This window comes from Blautia sp. Sow4_E7, from assembly GCF_052116245.1.
Taxonomy (GTDB): Bacteria; Bacillota; Clostridia; order Lachnospirales; family Lachnospiraceae; genus Blautia_A.
Map to the genome: position 1 here is coordinate 1 of NZ_JBQKLL010000020.1, position 19915 is coordinate 19915.

19 protein-coding genes and 1 rRNA gene are annotated in these 19915 nt (G+C 45.1%); 3 read left to right on the top strand and 17 right to left on the bottom strand.

What is annotated here, in order from left to right:
• The 3 genes from ACTQ50_RS11835 to ACTQ50_RS11845 form a co-directional block, all read right to left on the bottom strand.
• A 16S ribosomal RNA gene (locus ACTQ50_RS11835) occupies positions 1-265 on the bottom strand; the annotation flags it as partial.
• Positions 266-750: 485 nt separating this feature from the next.
• Positions 751-1551: a transglutaminase domain-containing protein gene (locus tag ACTQ50_RS11840; protein WP_226817810.1), complete on the bottom strand. Its 801-nt coding sequence runs from the start codon at positions 1549-1551 to the stop codon at positions 751-753.
• Positions 1552-1565: 14 nt separating this feature from the next.
• On the bottom strand, positions 1566-2018 hold the full coding sequence (locus ACTQ50_RS11845; RefSeq protein ID WP_441484379.1) for an Ig-like domain-containing protein: 453 nt from the start codon (positions 2016-2018) through the stop codon (positions 1566-1568).
• On the opposite strand from ACTQ50_RS11845, the gene ACTQ50_RS11850 reads away from it, so the two are divergent.
• Both ACTQ50_RS11850 and ACTQ50_RS11855 read left to right on the top strand, forming a co-directional pair.
• Positions 1997-2251, top strand: coding sequence for a helix-turn-helix domain-containing protein (locus ACTQ50_RS11850; RefSeq protein WP_226817812.1), 255 nt, complete (start codon positions 1997-1999; stop codon positions 2249-2251). The genes ACTQ50_RS11845 and ACTQ50_RS11850 overlap by 22 nt on opposite strands.
• Positions 2252-2542: 291 nt before the next feature.
• Complete coding sequence (locus tag ACTQ50_RS11855; RefSeq protein ID WP_226817813.1) at positions 2543-3439, top strand: hypothetical protein; 897 nt, start codon at positions 2543-2545, stop codon at positions 3437-3439.
• A gap of 181 nt (positions 3440-3620) precedes the next feature.
• Here ACTQ50_RS11855 and ACTQ50_RS11860 read toward each other — a convergent pair whose 3' ends face one another.
• The 4 genes from ACTQ50_RS11860 to aroD all read right to left on the bottom strand — a co-directional run bounded on the left by ACTQ50_RS11860 (position 3621) and on the right by aroD (position 6835).
• Positions 3621-4052 (bottom strand): hypothetical protein, encoded by a 432-nt coding sequence (locus ACTQ50_RS11860; protein ID WP_226817814.1) that lies wholly within the window; start codon positions 4050-4052, stop codon positions 3621-3623.
• A 171-nt stretch (positions 4053-4223) separates the two neighbouring features.
• The gene (sigE, locus tag ACTQ50_RS11865; protein ID WP_441484380.1) at positions 4224-4952 is read right to left on the bottom strand and encodes an RNA polymerase sporulation sigma factor SigE; all 729 of its coding nucleotides are present in this window, start codon (positions 4950-4952) and stop codon (positions 4224-4226) included.
• 14 nt (positions 4953-4966) lie between these two features.
• A complete protein-coding gene (locus ACTQ50_RS11870) occupies positions 4967-5812 on the bottom strand; it encodes a sigma-E processing peptidase SpoIIGA (protein WP_441484381.1) in 846 nt (281 codons plus the stop codon).
• Positions 5813-6064: 252 nt separating this feature from the next.
• Complete coding sequence (aroD, locus tag ACTQ50_RS11875) at positions 6065-6835, bottom strand: type I 3-dehydroquinate dehydratase (protein WP_441484382.1); 771 nt, start codon at positions 6833-6835, stop codon at positions 6065-6067.
• A 177-nt stretch (positions 6836-7012) separates the two neighbouring features.
• On the opposite strand from aroD, the gene ACTQ50_RS11880 reads away from it, so the two are divergent.
• Positions 7013-7885 carry a shikimate dehydrogenase gene (locus ACTQ50_RS11880; protein WP_441484383.1) on the top strand — a complete coding sequence of 291 codons (873 nt, stop codon included), beginning with the start codon at positions 7013-7015 and terminating at the stop codon, positions 7883-7885.
• A 181-nt stretch (positions 7886-8066) separates the two neighbouring features.
• Here the strand turns inward: ACTQ50_RS11880 and thrS are convergent, their stop codons facing one another.
• The 10 genes from thrS to ACTQ50_RS11930 form a co-directional block, all read right to left on the bottom strand.
• Positions 8067-10001, bottom strand: a complete 1935-nt coding sequence (thrS, locus tag ACTQ50_RS11885) for a threonine--tRNA ligase (protein WP_441484384.1) — start codon at positions 9999-10001, stop codon at positions 8067-8069.
• Positions 10002-10545: 544 nt separating this feature from the next.
• Complete coding sequence (locus ACTQ50_RS11890) at positions 10546-11349, bottom strand: YdcF family protein (protein ID WP_441484385.1); 804 nt, start codon at positions 11347-11349, stop codon at positions 10546-10548.
• Between the two features lie 56 nt (positions 11350-11405).
• A complete protein-coding gene (locus ACTQ50_RS11895; RefSeq protein WP_226817821.1) occupies positions 11406-11921 on the bottom strand; it encodes an SEC-C metal-binding domain-containing protein in 516 nt (171 codons plus the stop codon).
• A gap of 393 nt (positions 11922-12314) precedes the next feature.
• The gene (locus ACTQ50_RS11900; RefSeq protein ID WP_441484386.1) at positions 12315-13241 is read right to left on the bottom strand and encodes a dipeptidase; all 927 of its coding nucleotides are present in this window, start codon (positions 13239-13241) and stop codon (positions 12315-12317) included.
• 33 nt (positions 13242-13274) lie between these two features.
• On the bottom strand, positions 13275-14096 hold the full coding sequence (locus ACTQ50_RS11905; RefSeq protein WP_441484387.1) for an HAD family hydrolase: 822 nt from the start codon (positions 14094-14096) through the stop codon (positions 13275-13277).
• A gap of 96 nt (positions 14097-14192) precedes the next feature.
• Complete coding sequence (locus ACTQ50_RS11910; protein WP_441484388.1) at positions 14193-15473, bottom strand: adenylosuccinate synthase; 1281 nt, start codon at positions 15471-15473, stop codon at positions 14193-14195.
• 39 nt (positions 15474-15512) lie between these two features.
• A complete protein-coding gene (gene purB / locus ACTQ50_RS11915) occupies positions 15513-16946 on the bottom strand; it encodes an adenylosuccinate lyase (protein WP_441484389.1) in 1434 nt (477 codons plus the stop codon).
• A gap of 203 nt (positions 16947-17149) precedes the next feature.
• A complete protein-coding gene (locus tag ACTQ50_RS11920; RefSeq protein ID WP_441484390.1) occupies positions 17150-17842 on the bottom strand; it encodes an amino acid ABC transporter ATP-binding protein in 693 nt (230 codons plus the stop codon).
• 224 nt (positions 17843-18066) lie between these two features.
• Complete coding sequence (locus ACTQ50_RS11925; RefSeq protein ID WP_295309383.1) at positions 18067-18717, bottom strand: amino acid ABC transporter permease; 651 nt, start codon at positions 18715-18717, stop codon at positions 18067-18069.
• Between the two features lie 229 nt (positions 18718-18946).
• Positions 18947-19828, bottom strand: a complete 882-nt coding sequence (locus ACTQ50_RS11930) for an amino acid ABC transporter substrate-binding protein (protein WP_441484391.1) — start codon at positions 19826-19828, stop codon at positions 18947-18949.
• Positions 19829-19915: the final 87 nt, after the last annotated feature.

Below are 19915 nucleotides of genomic sequence, written 5' to 3' on the forward strand. Positions count from 1 at the left end.
ACTAGCTAATCCAACGCGGGTCCATCTTATACCACCGGAGTTTTTCACACGGAACCATGCGGTTCTGTGCGCTTATGCGGTATTAGCAGCCATTTCTGGCTGTTATCCCCCGGTATAAGGCAGGTTACCCACGCGTTACTCACCCGTCCGCCACTAGAAATAAATTAAATTGACCGAAGTTTCAATAAAGTATTTCCCGTTCGACTTGCATGTGTTAAGCACGCCGCCAGCGTTCATCCTGAGCCAGGATCAAACTCTCTGATAAAGTGTTTGATGTACTCAAGACAACCAACTAGCTTAGTTATCTCTCGTCATTACTGTTTTTAAAAGTTTCATTCGAAAATGAATTGTATAAAGAAATTTTCGAGAATCGTATGTGTTTCACTGTTTAGTTATCAAGGTTGTTCGCTGTCAGCTCTTTGCGACAGCTAATTTACTTTATCATATCTTCCAGATCTTGTCAAGCACTTTTTTCAAAAGTTTTTGAGATCTTTCAGACCGTATCTAAAGTTGTTTGTTTCTGTCGTTCTGTTTAAGCGACTTGATTACTTTACCATAAGTTCAGTCGATTGTCAACAGTTAATTTGAATTTTCTGAAAACTAATTTATTTTTCAGCATTTCAGAAGCAATTCCTTGCGACAGCTTATTTATAGTACCACTGCCGCAAGGAATCGTCAAGCACTTTTTACAAAAAAGTTGATATTTTTTTGTGTAACTTACTATCCAACATTTTTTCAGATAAAAAAGTCCTATTTCCAGGTCAGTTTTCCATTTTTTATCTGCATTGTATATACCTGATCGTAGCGAAGCCGGAATGGATAGCTGGATCTTTTTACCAGAAACAGGTTCTTATTAGTATGTGCTCTCTGCATACTGCAATCAATCATCCGCCATGAAGAACCAATCCGTACTTCACACCATCCATGCTCTGACAACGGATAGCCGGCTCCGCGAGCAGTAACTCCCCCTCCGGCCACACGGCTTTCATAGCCAAGGACTCTTGCAATATACGCCATTGCCGCTCCATAATAATAACAATCCCCTCGCTTGGACGAGAACATACTTTTTGCAAACGAAGGCATTTTAGATGCACTTACCTTATAATATCTGCCAAAATATGGATATTTGCATAAGGCCTTAAAGCATTGTTTTAAACGTTGGCGGCTGCTGGCTTTTGGATCGGAATTCTTTACCACAAAATTTACAGCCTGTTTTACTTCTTTGTTGGTTACCCTGATCCCATTCTTGTCTACATAGTAATAGCCTTTTTTCTTAGAACCCACAATTTTGTTTTTCGCAAGCCCGTTCTTCCTATCAAAATAATAATATAGCTTTCCTATTTTCTTCCATCCAGTACACTTTTTCCCACCGGCATAATAGAATTTTTTCCCATTCTCTACTCTCCAGCCATAAAAAGTCTTTCCAGTCTCATCACATAGACGACCATTTTGTACCGTATACGTTTTCCGTTGAGTCTCTTCTGCACGCACATGAACCGGCAGCAAAAGCACAGCCAATAACGCTGCGATCAAAATCCAGGTTCTTTTCATTTTCTCTTTCCTCCTTATTTGACCACCACCTTGCAAGTCACCGTTTTCTTTCCGGCTTTTACTTTAATGGTGGCTTTTCCTTTTTTCATAGCTTTGACCACGCCTTTTGAAGTTACCGTTGCAATCTTCTTATTGTAACTGGTATAAGTTAGTTTATCACTGCTGGTAATCGGATTCAAGACCGGTTTTAAAGTAAGTTTTTTTCCTTTTTTCAGAGTTACTGTTTTCTGGACTCCTGTGATCTTAGTGGTGGCAATCTTGCTGTTCTTTACCGTCACTGTCACTTTTGCAGAAGCACCGCTCTTCATAGTTACGGTAATAGTTGCTTTACCTGCCTTCTTTGCTGTGATCTTGAAAGTCTTATTATTGACTGCTGCCACTTTGGCGTTGCTTGTTTTTAAGGAAGAAATGCTGTCACCGAACTTCATGCCTGCGATCAGGGATTTTGCGGAAACAGACTTTTTCACCTGGACTGGCAGGGAGCCAGTGGCGGGAGGATGCAGATAAGACGCAGACTCAGATTGCAGAATACCTTGGTACTTCTCAGACCATGTACGCCCGTTACGAGCGCGGTGCCAATGAGATGCCGATCCGTTATCTGGTTGCTCTGTGCAAGTACTATCAGGTTTCTGCGGACTATATCCTCGGATTTACCAACAGGAAAATCCCCCTGCCCTCTGACACTTCCCGAAGAAAATAACAAATCCGTAACTGTTTTCCTTTTTAGGATGTCCGTTACGGATTTGTTATTTTATACAGGTTATTTGTCGAATCCTGTCGAACTCTTTTTCTTGCAAAATAGCCCAGGCTGTACTATACTATAACAAAGCATTTCATTTCAGTAAGTCTATTTGATATCATCTCTGGTATCCTCGGCGCTCTGCCACTTCAGAAATCTCATGCTTTTCCCATATAACAGCAGGAAGGTTTCTGATCAGAACACAGGAGATCTTATAAGAGGCCTTCCACCATCTTTATAAGGAGGTCTTTTATGAACAACATTCCTTTACCTGTGAACCGAATCTATAAGGACAGGCTTTACAAGATGATCTTCAATGACAAGTCAGAGTTACTGAAACTTTACAATGCAATCAATGGAACCAGCTACGAAAATCCCGAAATGCTCACCATCACCACACTGGATAACGCAATCTACATGACAATAAAGAACGACCTCTCCTTTATCATTGATATGCGCCTGGCCCTTTATGAGCAGCAATCCACGGTGAATCCCAATCTGCCTTTACGTTTTCTCATGTACATAACAGATATTTATTCATCCTACACGAGAGACATGAACCTGTATAGTTCTGCTAAAGTACAGATTCCGCAGCCTTCCTTTGTTATTTTTTATAATGGATCCGCAGCGCAGCCTGACCGGACAGAATATCTTCTGTCAAGTCTCTTCTGTCCTGCCACCGATGAACCAGCACTGGAGCTTAAGGCCATTATGTTGAATATTAATAAAGGACACAACCAGAAATTAATGGATGCCTGCCATACTCTCAGAGATTACTCTGAATATGTTGCACGCATTCGCATCTATTCTGCTGAACTGCCACTTTCTGACGCTGTTGAGAAAGCAATCACCGAATGCATTCAGGAAAATATCTTACGGGATTTTCTACTAAAGAACCGAGCGGAGGCGAAAGCTATGAGTATTTATGAATATGACGAAGAAAAAACAATGCGGATGTTTCGTGAAGAAGCGTTTGAGGAAGGTAAAATCCAAGCGACCATTGAAATGTGTTTGGACTTTAACCTCCCTTCAGATGACATTTTACAAAGGCTAATGACTAAATTTCAGCTTTCTGAAAGCCAGGCCCAGGAATATCTTGACAAATATGGCGCATCCGAGACAGCCCCGTCTCCAAATAAAGACTCTTAACCTATGCAAGCTTTACCCCAAAATGTTACCCCTTCCAAAGGTCAGGCAGAAGATTATCTTAAAGAAATTTTTCAGCCACCAACTCTTGACTAATTATAGTTGTGTAATATTCTTGTACAAAAGCGGCGGGGATAAATTCTTCCCTCGTCTGGAAGGACCTTTATCCCCGCCATCTTATTTCTTACAGAAACTCCTTCAGTTTCTCCACATTTTCCTCTTCAAATTCCTGCAGCCGCTCCATCAGCTTTTTGATGTCTTTTTCCACATCATTTTCGTACTGATGCAGTTTTTTCACGGCTTCGGTGATTCCCATGCTGCTGCCTTGGATCAGCATTTTGGCAATGTGGGAGGTGGAGGCGTCAGCCATAGTCTGGAGATTCACCATCAGGTAAGTGCGGATTTTTTCAAAGGTGCCAAGGCCTTTCTCATCATATCCATTTCGGTTCAGGATGTCCCGGGCTTCATTGTGAAATTTACGGTATCCTGTAAGCTGTTTTTCAAGATAAGACTGAAGCTTCTCATCCTCCGTGATCTCCAGCAGCTGCTCCAGGGTATCCACGCCCATCTGGGAATTCTGATATACATAGTTTAAAAATTCTACATTGGCATTCATTAGCAATTCTCCTTTGCTGTAAAACATATTTCTTACATGTGTTTCTCTATGCTATTGTAGAATTTCCAATTTTGCCATTATTATTCCAAGATGCACTTATGTTTTGCATTCCTGGCTATTTCCCTCATTTTAGCAAGACTTGCAACCATCCTTTTTTCCTTAAGTCATCCATCATTCATACTTCACGATTTCTTTTTTCAGCCTCTTCATGATCCGCTTTTCCAGCCTGGAAATATAAGACTGGGAAATTCCCAGAAGGTCAGCTACCTCCTTCTGTGTTTTCTCCCGCCCTTCCTGCCTTCCAAGTCCGAAACGCAGCTTGATGATGGTCTGCTCCCTTGGAGAAAGTTTGGAGATTGCTTTTCCCAGGAGCTTGATCTCTACCTCATCCTCCAGACGCCTGGAGATCACATCGTCATCCGTTCCCAGAATGTCTGAAAGAAGAAGCTCGTTTCCATCCCAGTCCACATTCAGCGGTTCGTCTATGGAAACCTCCATCTTCGTCTTGCTGTTTCGTCTCAGATACATCAGGATCTCATTTTCAATACACCGGGACGCATAAGTTGCCAGCTTAATATTTTTCACCGGATTAAAAGTATTGATCGCCTTGATCAGCCCGATGGTGCCAATGGAAATCAGATCCTCCACACTCACACCTGTATTGTCAAACTTCTTGGCAATATAAACCACCAGTCTGAGGTTGTGTTCGATCAGAATGGATTTTGCCTCTTTTTCCTCAGAAGTCCCAAGTTTCTCAAGAATCCTCGCTTCTCTCTGGGATTCCAACGGCGGCGGTAAAATGTCACTTCCGCCAATATAATAAACCTCTCCCTGTCTGCCAAGCAGAAATCTTGGCATTACCTGAAATGGATAATAAGCTGCACTTGCTGATCTGTTCATAGATGCGTCCCCTCCTAATGCAATATTCTGGAATTTAACAGTACCTGGTACTCTTTTCCCAAAGCAGAGGGTTCCACAGCCAGCGCCAGCACCGGATTTGCGACATGAATCACCTCCCTGGGAGTGTGAATACAAAGGTCCTCTAACACCACCGCCAGCATCACGCCCTCCTCCCCAATGGTCTGATAGGGTAAAAAGTGCGGGTGCAGGTCGGTAAGTTCTGTACCTTCCAGCTCCCCCGGGTTCTCCTTAAGGTGCCTTAGCCTGTCTGCCTTTTCTTCTGGCATCATCGCTTCCAAAACCTCAGGTTTTATAACAAAAACCTCTTTCTGGTTCATCGGGTCTACAAGCAGATTTCCTGTGTCCAAAAGCCCGAAAAACTGTTGTACATTGCCCTGGTAGGACAAGGTGACCGGATAAATATTTTTCCATCTGGCGCGAAAAGAATCGCTGAGATAGATCAGTGCGTCAAGCCCCATATAGGCTCCAAGTGCCATCACCAGGAACCGGATCAGCGTCATATTTTTTACAGGAGCCGCTTCCATAAGCCCTCCCATAAAAAAAGCCATCAGATAAACGGTCACCAGCGCTTTCAACAGCAGTCCGTTTTTCTTAAGATCCAGTCCAAGCACCAGCATGATCCAGGCGCATCCTCCATGTAAAAGCACCTTCACAGGAAAAATCCCATCCGGCAGTACATATAAGATGAGGCAGGAAAACAGAGCGCCAATGGCTGCCGCCAGCAAAATCCTTCCACGATTTCTTTTTCGCAGGAAAAGCTTTCCCACAATGCGAAGAAGAAGGTAATCCATTAAGAGATTCGTCAGAAAGACGATGTCTATGTATACGTCATAATACATAAAAAGCCCCCTGTGGCCTGTCATCCGCTGCCTTTTACAGCAGCGGCAATCCTTCACTTTGGTAAGTGAACCCATTATACGGTCACAGGGGGCGCAGATTTTGTCAAAAAGGGACGGGAAACCTTAAGAATTTCTCGTCCCAAATCGACAGCATGATCTGTCATTTTTCGTTATTTTATTATTGATTCTTTCTATTATTCAATGTTTCATCTACTGTCATAAGCTGCGCAAACTTGCATTTCTTTGCGCAGATCAGCCTTCTTCATTCTTCTTATGCAAAGCATCCAGAAGACTTCTCAGCTCTCCAATTGGAAACTGTCCCGGTGCAGAAGCGGCGCCTACCGTTCCGAAGGTAATGCCGGAACCGAAATTTTCTCCGGAAATACGGGTAATAGAGCCAATGCTTCCCATAGCCATGGATACCAGCGGTTTTTCACTCTCCTGGCGCATGGCGTTGGTAGCTTCCATAATGGCTGCCACGTCTTCAAAACCTTTTGGCATAACTGCCATCTTCAAAATATCAGCACCGGAGTTTTCCATTTCCCGTAACCGGTTCAGAAGCACCTCCTGGCTGTCTGTTTTGTCAAAATCGTGGGAAGAAGCGATTACTTTCACACCTTCTTTTTGAAGCTCTGCAACCAGTTTTTTCTTCTCCTCCGGATTTCCCATTACTTCCACATCCACCAGATCCGCCTTTTTGCTCTTTGCGGCATTTATGCAGCAGGCAGCGTAATCCTCCAGGGAAATGGAAATATTTCCGCCTTCTTCGCTGGTTCTTATGGTAAAAAGCAATGGCGTTTCTCCAAGGATTTCAGCCAGTGCTTCAAGCACATTCTGGCAGGCTTCGGGATCAAGCAGTCCCTGAAAAAAATCAGCACGCCATTCCACCAGGTCTGCTGCCGCTTTTTTAGCAGCCTCCGCTTCCTGGCAGATTTTTTCCCTGGTGGTTCCGATCAGAGGGACGCAGATTTTCGGGATTCCAGAGCCGATTGTCAAATTCTTTATCTGAATGGGTTTTGTCATTTCTTGACATCTCCTTTCGCATAGAATAATATATACATAGTAACGCTTTAATGATTTCCAGTTTTAAACTAAATGAAAGTTCACGTTCCAATACCTTAAGGCTGTTCATGCCAACCTGGCTCAGTTATGGTGATTGTCCCGAACTTTCACAATAATAGAAACCTCAGGAGGTACCTTATGATTCCAATTACCAGTCACACACAGCTTACCGCACTTCTTGGAAGTCCGGTGGCGCACAGTATTTCCCCCCTTATGCACAATGAAGCTTTCCATCTTCTGGATCTTGATTACACGTATCTTTGCTTTGATGTAAATGAGGAAAATCTGGAAGCAGCTGTCACAGGACTGAAGACCTGCGGCATCCGCGGTTTCAACCTTACTATGCCAAACAAAAATAAGATCGTAGAGCTTCTGGATGAGCTTTCCCCTGCTGCCAGGTTGATTGGTGCCGTGAACACCGTTGTCAATGATAACGGGCACCTGACCGGATACAATACAGACGGTGTGGGCTATATGCAGGCCGTAAAAGATGCCGGATACGATATCACAGGTAAGACCATCACCGTCATGGGTGCCGGTGGCGCTGCTACTGCCATCTGTGCACAGGCTGCACTGGACGGGGTAAAAAAGATCCACATTTTTGCCCGGGAAACCAGCCGTTTCTGGGAGCGCACACAGAAGCTGGTGGAAAATATCAACGCCACACTTCCCTGCCAGGCTGTTCTTCATGAAAACAAGGATAAAGAAGCTCTGGCACATGCCATTTCGGAAAGCGCCCTTCTTCTGAATGCCACTTCTGTTGGAATGGCACCTAATACAGAGGGTACTATTATTGAAGATACCAGCCTTTACCATCCGGATCTGATCGTGTCAGATGTGATCTACAATCCTCGGGAAACACGCTTCCTGAGGGAAGCAAGGGAAGCTGGATGCCGCACCTTCAACGGTATGTATATGCTGCTCTACCAGGGGGCTGAGGCTTTCCATCTGTGGACGGGGAAAGAGATGCCGGTGGAGGAGATTAAGGCAAAATATTTCTCTGAGTCATAGAAAAAACATGCTGCATCGCTTCCCTGCAAGCTCAGCCATTAAACTCAGCAGATTTGCTTTAATATTTATAACATTTTTCAAGAAAGGCGCCGCATCTCACAGCAGCGCCTTTCTTTTATGGAAATCACTTTCCTATTTTTTCACTTCAAAACGTTCTGGCAATCCGGCCAGCGCGTCCAAATTATTTTTTCTCTTCCTGAACCTCTACTTTACGGTTCTCTCTGCTCTTGATCTCAGCTTTGATAGAAGTAATGAACTCACCAAGATCCTTTGCACCTTCGTCTCCAAGGAAACGGCTTCTTACAGAAACTTTGCCCTCTTCCTCTTCCTTCGCACCAACAACCAGCATGTAAGGAATCTTCTGAAGTCTTGCCTCACGGATCTTGTAACCGATCTTCTCTGCACGGGTATCGATTTCAACACGGATGCCAGCCTCTTTCAGCTCATCCAGGACTTTATTTGCATAGTCCATGTATTTGTCAGAGATCGGAAGGACTTTAACCTGTACAGGAGCAAGCCATGTTGGGAAAGCACCTGCAAAATGCTCGATCAGGATACCGATGAAACGCTCGATAGAACCGAATGCAACACGGTGAATCATGATCGGACGATGTTTCTCGCCGTCAGCTCCGATGTACTCGCAGTTAAAACGAAGCGGAAGCTGGAAGTCAAGCTGGATAGTACCGCACTGCCAGGTTCTTCCGATGGAGTCCTCAAGATGGAAGTCGATCTTCGGTCCGTAGAATGCTCCATCTCCCTCGTTTACCACATAGTTCAGGCCAAGGTCATCAAGAGCTCCGCGAAGAGCATCTGTAGCCATCTCCCAGTCCTCATCACTTCCCATGGAATCCTCTGGACGTGTGGAAAGCTCTACATGATATTTGAAACCAAACAGCTGATATACTTCGTCGATCAGTTTGGCTACGCCTTTGATCTCATCACGGATCTGCTCTGGCATCATGAAGATATGGGCATCATCCTGTGTGAAGCAGCGTACACGCATAAGTCCGTGAAGCTGTCCGGATTTCTCATGACGATGTACCAGACCAAGCTCACCCATACGAAGCGGCAGGTCACGGTAAGAACGCGGTTCTGACTGGTATACAAGGATACCGCCCGGGCAGTTCATTGGCTTGATTGCGAAATCCTGGTCGTCGATTACAGTTGTGTACATGTTTTCTTTATAGTGATCCCAGTGACCGGATGTCTCCCAAAGGTGACGGTTCAGCATGATCGGTGTGGAAATCTCAACATATCCTGCTTTCTGATGGATCTCTCTCCAGTAGTCAAGAAGAGTGTTCTTCAGAACCATTCCCTTAGGAAGGAAGAATGGGAATCCAGGACCTTCGTCACTTATCATGAACAGACCAAGCTCTTTGCCCAGTTTTCTGTGGTCACGTTTCTTAGCCTCTTCCATACGGTTGATGTACTCGTCCAGATCTGCTTTCTTTGTGAAAGATGTTCCGTAGATTCTGGTAAGCATTTTGTTCTTCTCGCTTCCTCTCCAGTAAGCACCTGCAATGCTGGTAAGCTTGAATGCTTTTACCGGTTTGGTTGTCATCAGGTGAGGTCCTGCACAAAGGTCCACAAACTCTCCCTGCTGATAGAAGCTGATCTCGGAATCTTCTGGAAGGTCTTCGATAAGCTCTACTTTGTATGGCTCATTTTTCTCTTTGAAGAATGCGATTGCTTCTTCTCTGGATTTGGTGAAGCGGGTGATCGGAAGTGCTTCTTTTACTACTTTCTTCATCTCTGCTTCGATCTTTGCAAGATCCTCTGTAGTGATCGGGTTCTCGCTGTCAATATCATAATAAAATCCGTCTGCAATAGATGGTCCGATCGCAAGCTTTACATCTGGATACAGTCTCTTGATGGCCTGTGCCATAATGTGGGATGTGGTGTGACGGAAAGCGCCTTTTCCACCTTCATCCTCGAATGTGAGAATGCTTAACTCACAGTCCTTGTCAACTACATGTCTAAGGTCAACTACTTCTCCGTCAACCTCTCCTGCACATGCAACTCTTGCAAGTCCTTCGCTGATGTCAGATGCAATGTCGATAACGGATTTTGCTTCTGCGTATTCTTTTTTAGAACCGTCTTTTAATGTGATAATCATGATTCGTGTCTCCTTTTCTTTTTCTGAAACTGTATCTGGCAGGAAACTGTCTGATACGAAAAACGTATGGTAACGTTTGACTGAGCACTGAAAATAAACCTTTTCTTGTACTCCCATGCAGGGACGAGACGGGCAAATTAATAACTTCTTCAATTCGCTCGCTTGCAGTATACGCCAAAGTCTCATACAAATATAAACTTTAGCACATTACTTACATAAAACAAAAAAGCCCCTTACAATGTTCTCACACTGTAAGGGACGAATATACTCGCGGTTCCACCCTGCTTGCCATAGCATACGTATCTGTAAACCAGGCCACTTATTTGATGGTAACGGAATCACCGGACCGGATTAGGGCCACTCAGAGGTAGTTTTCGACTGCTTCCTGATAAGGCATTTCCAGCTGCCTGCCTCTCTCTGAAACATTCCACAGTTTACTCTTCTCGTCAACGTGTTTTCTTATCACTGTGTCCCATTATAGCCTCGGGCCTTAAGTTTGTCAATAATCTGCGAAATAAAGATGATAAAAAATTTCGGTTACCCTTCAGATATTCCCACAGATTTTCGCCTTTATAAGTGCTGCCACTTCCCTTACCACATAATGCACCTGCATGATCGGATCTGATGCGGCGGCAATTCCATATGGATGTTCATAGCCTGCCTTTTCTGCTATTTTTACCGCCCGGTACACATGAAAATTATTAGACAAGACTCCCGTATTTTTCTTACTGCATCCGGTAAGCTCATCAGAAAATTTCAGATTTTCCTTCGTGCTTGTGGACTTTTCTTCCAATACCAGCCGATCACTGGAAATGCCATGTGCCGTCAGATAATTTTCCATACATTTCGCTTCCGTAATGTCCTCCCCGAAGCCCTGTCCACCGGAAAGGATCAAAATGGTATCCTCATTCTCCCTGGCATATTTCAGCGCTGCTTTCAGGCGAAGCTCCAGAGCCTTGGATGGTACGTCGCCTTTTACATGGGCGCCAAGCACTACCACATAGTCCAGATTTTTCTTCGCAGACGTCTTCATTCCGGAAATGATACGGCTACAGAGAAAGCCAAAACAGACAATCCCAGCCAGTACCACCCCAAGAGCTACAGTTCCCAGCCACCCTGGGAAAAATCCCGGATGATTTCTGCCATAGCGGATCAGCACTGCAGTTCCCTCCAAAACTGCCGTAAGCAGCACCCAGAACCATGCAAAATCAGCTGTGATCCCAGCATATACCACGATCAGTACATAATAAGCCAGGCTTAAAATCCCGGCGCAAAAACAAAATAAGCTCAAATTCTCTTCTCTCTTTCTTATATACACGAAACGGATTGCCTGGCAGTTATCCACCATTGCAATCCGTCCCCTCGGCCGGAATCCACCGGATTCCGGTCTATATTCACATTCGATTATTTATTTCTGCCACAGCAGAATTTGTATTTCTTTCCGCTTCCGCATGGACACGGATCGTTACGTCCGATCTTGTGTGCCTTTACAACAGTACCGGATTTCTTCTGCTCAAGATAAAGCTCTTTCCGTTTCTCTGGAGTGAAAATCTTGTCCCACTGTGGAAGATTGTACAGCCAGTCAGCCTTCGCATCTACCATGTTCTTGTAAAGAAGCTCTTTGTCAAAGCAAAGGCTTACGGTAGTGTTCTCATCCATGGTCTCGATCGGGTTCTGGATCTTAAGGCTGTCGTTGATTCCATCAAGGAAACCAACCATGGTAAGTACTTCCTGATTATATTTCTCTGCCAGCTCTTTTACGGTACCGGTAACTACTTCGTCCGGATTCTCAAGAAGCTGTGCATAAATGTTCTTCTCAATGTTAAAATATCTTGCCCAGAACTGCTGAAGTTTATTACGGTCTGCCTGCTGGTCATAGGCAATGGCACGCCACTGCTCTAAAATGGTCTTATCGCTCATTTCTTATTCCTCTTTTCAACAAAATTTCGTAATTGTGCCGTTTTACAGCTGAAATTTATTATACCATCTTTTGCCGGAAAACACAAATCCTATTTTTTCTCCAAAATTTTCTTGCAGATTTTTCATAAAATTCATACTATTTTTCTGTGACATATGTATAAAAAATCAGGAACAGGTTCATACTATGACTGTTCAGTAAAATGAACCAACAAATTCATTGAACCCCTTCAATGATGACGCAGCATTACAAAAGATAAGCGAGATTAACTTATATCCTCCCCGAAGCGCCCCGTATTCTGAAGTACTCGCAGAATCCGGGGCGTTGACTTTATCTATTCTCTGGTTCTATAACGAATCCGATTTCACAGAACCTCGTCTGAAACCATTCTCGTTCTATCTCACATTTTCCATTACAAACCGATCTGCATTTCCATAGAAAATCTTCTCCACCAGGTTCTCATGATACCCATGGGCAAGAAGCGCTTCCCGCAGACTTGGAACTGATTGGACTCCTTGCATTCCAGCGGGAAATCTTCCGGCACAGCCGTCGAAATCGCCGCCCAGTGCCAGGCAGTCTTCTCCTCCCAGTTCCAGCACCTGATCCATATGGCGAAGGATATCTTCCATTCCTGGCTCTTCCCCTACAAAGTTGGAAAAGAAATTCATTCCGATAATCCCTTTTCTGCGAATCAGTTCTTTCAAATGCTCACTTCTGATATTTCTTGGCCGGTCCCACACCTCTCTTACATTAGAATGGGAAGCAATGATCGGTCTGTCCGTAAGCAGAAACAGATCTTCTACCCCCTGGTCAGAAAGATGGGAAACATCCAGCACCAGATCCTGTGAGAGCAGATTTTTCACAAGTTCTTTTCCCTTGGCAGTCAGCCCTTTCTTCTGGTCAAAAGCGGCTCCACATCCGTATTCATTCTCATAATTCCAGGTAAGCATGGCAAAACGAAAGCCCATTTTCCGCACATTTTCCACGTATTTTCCCATAAGGGAAATGTCTTCTATGGACAAAAAGGCGGCAGCTTTTCGCATACTGTGTGCTTTTTTCATTTCCTCGCCGCTTTTACACAACAGGATTTTCCGGTTCTCTTCCTCAAGATAGGCCATAGCCCGGTGATAGAGCCACAGAAACTCTTTCTCCGGATCTTCTTTATCCATCTTCTGGGAATCCTTCCACACTGCAAAAATCTGTGTATATTTTTCCACAAAATCTCCCAGCCGGTTCAGATCCAGATCTCCGGAATTCTGGTTCAGAGTTTCTCCTGTAGGTATCTCCGTAAGTGTATCTGCGTGGCAGTCAAAATAATTCATCTTTGAAACATCCTTTGCACTTATATTTCTATTCTACTTCACACCAAGTTTCTCCAGCTCTTTTGCAGCCTGCTTCAGATCATGGAATTCAATAGCATGAATACCAAGCTTCCTCGCTGCCTCACAGTTCTCCGGGCGGTCATCCAGGAAGACACTCTCCTCTGGCTTCAAGCCATATCTGGAAAGAAGTGTCTTATAAATATCAGCCTCCGGCTTAATCTGCCCTACCTCACAGGAGAAGATTACACCGTCCATGTTTTTCAAGAAAGGCATCTTATTAGGTCTGGTGCGATCCAGCATCAGCTGGCTATAGTTTGAGAGAACATACAAATGGTAGCCCTGACTTTTCAGGTAGCTTGTCCAGGTCTCTGCATAATCTTTGATTCCAACTGTCTTCTCAGATTCGTCAATTACGCGCTTCACGTCTTCCTCATATTCAACCGGAACTGCTGCGATAAACTGTTTCAGATACTCTTCCTCTGGAAGAAGTCCGCGGTCGCGCTCATTCCAGATCTGGCTCTTAAAAACCTTCTCCGCGATCAGCTTCTCCTCTTCTTCCTGGAAATGGAAATCCTTCAGATAGCTCTCCCACTCATAAGAAACCAGAACCTGTCCCACGTCAAAAATAATATTCTTCACTTCACCCTCTGCCTCCTTATTCTCTTTCTTCAGAAGCTTGTAGACCATAAGAAAAACATAGGCCAGCACAGGCACCAGGATCACGCTGCCTACTGCTGCCTTAAAATTCCCCTGAGCATTGTCGCCGCTGCCAAATGCGAAAATCATGGGCAGGCAGCAAACAGCCAGTAAAACCACCACTCCAAGAATGGCAGCTGCACGTTTCAAATTTTTCATTCTTTTCTCCCATATACAACACACGCCGGAGAAAATCCTCCGGCGCAGTCATATCCTTACATGTAAGCAGCATATCCTCTGCCGCTTTTTTCCCAATTATTTATTTCTGTAAATAATATCGTTTCTTCCCGGTCCGTTGGAAACCATGGTAATCGGATATCCGATTTTCTCCTCGATGAACTCGATGTATTTTCTGCAGTTCTCTGGAAGATCCTCGTAGTTCTTGATTCCGCGGATATCGCATTTCCATCCTGGAAGCTTCTCGATAACTGGTTTTGCTTTCTCAAGTTTGGCTGTGGTCGGGAAGTCTGTGGTGATTTCTCCGTCAATGTCGTAAGCAACACAAACCGGAATCTCATCCAGGTATCCAAGTACATCAAGTACAGTAAATGCTACATCTGTAGCGCCCTGAAGACGGCAGCCATATTTAGAAGCAACACAGTCATACCATCCCATACGTCTCGGACGTCCTGTGGTAGCGCCGTACTCTCCGCCGTCACCGCCGCGTCTTCTAAGCTCGTCAGCCTCTTCTCCGAAAATCTCGGAAACAAATGCGCCAGCACCTACAGCACTGGAATAAGCCTTGCTTACTACAACGATCTTCTGGATCTCATATGGAGGTACACCAGCTCCGATCGCGCCGTAAGCAGCCAGTGTAGAAGAAGATGTAACCATTGGATAAATACCGTGGTCTGGATCTTTCAGGGTTCCAAGCTGTCCCTCAAGAAGGATCTCTTTGCCCTCTTTCAGTGCGTTATTCAGATACAGGGAAACGTCGCATACATATGGTGCAACCATTTTCTTGTATTCCATCAGCTCTGCAAAAAGCTCGTCCACATTCAGAAGCGGTTTGTGGTATAAATGCTCAAGAAGAACGTTCTTTGTCTCGCAAACGCTTGCCAGCTTCTCTTTCAGACGATCCTCATCAAAGAGCTCGTTTACCTGGAAACCGATTTTTGCATATTTGTCAGAATAGAAAGGTGCGATACCGGATTTGGTAGATCCGAAGGATTTGCCTCCCAGACGCTCTTCCTCATACTGGTCGAACAGAATGTGGTATGGCATAACCATCTGTGCTCTGTCAGAGATCAGGATCTTCGGGGCCGGAACACCTTTGCTGATCACTTCATTGTACTCTTTGAAAAATACAGGGATATTCAGTGCAACACCGTTGCCGATCACACTTGTGGTGTGTCCGTAGAATACACCTGACGGCAGAGTGTGAAGTGCAAACTTACCATAGTCGTTTACGATGGTATGTCCGGCATTTGCGCCACCCTGGAATCGAACGATAATATCAGCTTTCTCAGCGAGCATGTCGGTAATTTTACCCTTACCTTCATCTCCCCAGTTTGCTCCAACTACTGCTTTGATCATAACTCAAATTCCTCCTGTGTTTGATCGAATTTATTTTTATCAGACATTAATTTCTGCTGTCATTCCAAGCATTTCTTTGTGGGAATCCAGAACCGGATTTACCACCTTGGCAATAAAGGCCTCGGTCTGTTCTTTGGCACGTCCCACATATTTCTTCGGATCCATGGTCTTCTGAAGCTCTTCCAGAGTCAGATTAAATGCAGGATCTGCTGCGATCAGCTCAAGAAGGTTGTTGTCCTTACCTTCTACCTTTACATTCTTTCCTGCTTCCATGGAAAGCTCACGGATGCGCTCGTGAAGCTCCTGACGGTCTCCGCCTGCTTTTACTGCATCCATCATAATGTTCTCAGTTGCCATAAACGGCAGTTCAGCCATCATGTGCTTCTCAATCACCTTCGGATAAACCACAAGGCCGTCTACCACATTCAGGCACAGATCCAGGATTCCGTCGATTGCAAGGAAGCCTTCCGGTACGGAAAGACGTTTGTTTGCGGAATCATCCAGGGTTCTCTCAAACCACTGGGTTGCAGAGGTGATTGCCGGGTTCAGGGCATCTACCATTACATATCTGGAAAGGGAAGCGATACGCTCACTTCTCATTGGATTTCTCTTATACGCCATAGCGGAGGATCCGATCTGGGATTTCTCAAATGGCTCTTCCACTTCCTTCAAGTGCTGAAGAAGGCGGATATCGTTTGACATCTTGTGTGCACTTGCTGCGATTCCTGCAAGCACATTTACAACACGAGTGTCTACCTTACGGGAATAAGTCTGTCCGGATACCGGATAGCATTCCTTAAAGCCCATCTTGGCAGCGATCATTGGATCGATCTTGTCGATGGTCTCCTGGTCTCCATCAAAGAGCTCCAGGAAGCTTGCCTGTGTACCTGTGGTTCCCTTTGATCCAAGAAGCTTGATGGTACTAAGGACATATTCCAGATCCTCAAGATCCATCATGAATTCCTGTGTCCAAAGTGTAGCACGCTTGCCCACTGTAGTAGGCTGTGCAGGCTGGAAATGGGTAAATGCAAGGGTAGGCTGATCTTTGTATTTGTCAGCGAACTTGGAAAGCTCTGCAATTACGTTTACCAGTTTCTTCTGAACCAGCTTCAGGGCTTCTGTCATAACAATGATGTCTGTATTATCTCCTACATAACAGGATGTTGCTCCCAGGTGGATGATTCCCTTTGCTTTCGGGCACTGTACGCCGTAAGCATATACATGGGACATAACATCGTGACGTACTTCCTTCTCACGGGCCTTGGCAACATCATAGTTAATGTCGTCTGCGTGAGCCTTCAGTTCATCGATCTGTTCCTGGGTGATGTTCAGTCCAAGCTCCTTCTCAGTCTCTGCCAGAGCGATCCAGAGTCTTCTCCAGGTGCGGAATTTCATATCCTGTGAAAAAATGTACTGCATTTCCTTGCTGGCATAGCGCTCAGACAAAGGGCTTGTGTATCTGTCTGTACTCATTCTTTCTCTCCTGTTTCTAAGTAAATATTTATAATTCACTTTGCAACTTATATGTAATCGTATAATTAACGATTACAAATACAATGTGGAGCAGGGTTCTGTTCAATGCTGCCTTGAAATCGGATTTATCTTCCTGTCCATGGGCAGACTGATGCCTCAGCCTTTTTTCCACATACAAGGGGATTATATAACATCCAAAGATTTTAAGCAAGCCCCTGATGGAATTTCCCCAGGAATTCCTTCATTCTTACGTGATCGGAGGAAAATACTTCTTCCGGAGTGCCTTCTACAGCGATCAGGCCGTCATCCATGAAGATGATCCGGTCGGAGATATCACGGGCAAAGCTCATTTCGTGAGTGACAATCACCATAGTGATGTGTTCGGCTGCCAGGTCTTTGATGACCTTCAGGATTTCGCCGGTGAGCTCCGGATCCAGGGCAGAGGTTGGCTCGTCGAAGAAAAGGATGTCCGGGTTCATGCACAAGGCTCTGGCGATGGAAACTCGCTGCTGCTGTCCGCCGGAGAGCTGGTAGGGATAGTAGTTTTCCTTGTCGGAGAGTCCCATTTTTTTCAGAAGCTCTCTTGCCTGGGCGTAGACTTCTTTTTTGTCCCGTTTCTGGACTTTAATGGGAGCGTCAACAATATTCTTGATTACGGAAAAATGTGGAAAAAGGTTAAAGTTCTGGAAGACCAGACCGATTTTTCCGTTTTTGATGATTTCGCCGGAATCTGGGGTTTCCAGGCCGGTGGCGCAGCGAAGCAATGTGGACTTTCCGGAACCGGAGGGTCCGATAATGCTGAGGACCTCGCCCTGATCTACTTCCAGGGAAATGTCGCGGAGCACATCTAAGGCTCCGAAGCTTTTCTTTATGTGTTTCATTTCGAATAATTTCATGGTAAGTGACTCCTTTGGTTTCCCGGACGCGGTTTTACAATGTATATTCACCGCCGTGCGTCGCAACGTTCCGGCAAGCTAAGACCTAACTGCGACTAAGCCGCTCGGGAGAGCCCTCTCGGCTAAGTCTCCGTAAGGCCTGGATCTCGCCTACACTAAAACCGCTCCTGAAATGCACGGCTACATGAATATACATTGCAAAACCGCTGGTTATTGGTAAATTTTTAACGATAATAATTCAGTTTCTTCTCAACTTTATCCATGATCACAGCTACCAGCAGGTTAAATACATAGTAGAATACAGCCGCTACCACGAATGGCACCATAGTAGTCTGGGAGCTGGCGATCTGCTTTGCTAGAGTGAACATTTCAGCTACTGCTACTACGAAAGCCAGAGAGGTATCTTTTACCAGAGTAATGACCTCGTTGGTGATGGATGGCAGGATTCGTTTGAATACCTGGGGAAGGATAATGCGAAAGAAGGTCTGGGCTTTGGAGTAGCCGAGGATTCTGGCTGCTTCGTACTGACCTACAGGCATAGACTCAATTCCACCACGATAAATTTCCGCAAAGTAGGCTGCATAGTTGATGGTAAAGGCAATGAATACCGCGATCAGGCTGTAGCCCATGGAAATCCGGATTCCGAAGATAAAATAAGGTCCAAAATATACCACCATCAGCTGGAGCATGAGCGGGGTTCCGCGCATGACGGAAATATAGGCGGACACGATCCACCGGATCACTGGTATTTTGGACATTTTTCCCCAACAGACCAGAAGGCCAAGAGGCAGGGAAAAGATAAGGGTTACAAAGAAAATTTCCGTGGTTACAGTCATTCCCTTTGCAAGCTGGCTTAACATTACACTAAAACTCATAATTATTATGTTCCTCCTGTTGATACTTGTATTCTAAGGAATCTGCCTTTTCTATCTTTCGTTTCGCGGCAATCGCCGAGGTTTCATGCGAGCATGGACTTTCATTCGCCATTCTCGTAAATCAAACTTTTTCTTTGGAAACAGACGCCCTTCTCGCTAAGAAAAGAGGGTGCGCCAGGTACCCTCTTCTCTGCTTTCTATGTACGAAATAATGAATTCTAAATTAAAATTATTCAGCCTCGTCCTCAGCTGCATCTGTTTCTTCTGCATCGGCAGTCTCCTCAGCATCTGCGCTTTCCTCTGCTGCATCAGCGCTGTCTGCATCTCCCAGGCAAAGCATATCAGCCACGCCGTACTGCTCAGCCAGCTTGTCGATCTCGCCCTCGTCATACAGCTTCATAACCTCAGCCCATACAGTATCGCGAAGCTCCTCATTTCCTTTGGCAAAGCCAATGCCATACTGCTCACTCTGGATCGGCTCGTCCAGGATCTTGTATTTGCCATCCTCTCTCTGCGCCAGCTGGTATTTGGCAACTCCGATGTCTACTGCAACTGCGTCAGCTGCGCCGGAATCAATGTTCATAAATGCGGTGTTGTAATCCGGGTTCTCTGTAAGGGAACCGAAGCTGTCTGTCAGGTCTTTATTGTCGTCGCTGTTTAAGGCATCCAAAGCAGCGGAAGCGGCCTGTACAACCACATTCTTTCCAGCCAGGTCAGCCAATGTCTCAATTCCGGAATCAGAAGCAACTACCATTACCTGCTCGTTGTTCAGATAAGGATCTGACCAGGTGTAATCGTCCTCACGTCCATTGATGGTGAATCCATTCCAGATACAGTCAATATTTCCGGAATTCAGCTCCATATCCTTGGAATCCCAGTTGATTGGCTTCTTCACCAGCTCCCAGCCAAGGTTATCACAAACCTTCTGGGCAATATCCAGGTCAAAACCAACATATTCTCCATTTTCGTCCATATATCCAAATGGCGGGTACTCTGCATCAAATCCAACGGTCAGTGTCTTGCTGTCTGCATCTGCATAAACTGTCACACCAGAGCACACACCTGCTGCCATCAGCGCGCTCATCATAATTGCCAGCATTCTTTTTTTCATAATATCTATCCTCCTGAACTATGATTCTCATTATTTTAGTACGTTTTCACACTACCATGCTAAAGTATGGTTGTATGGTAGCATATG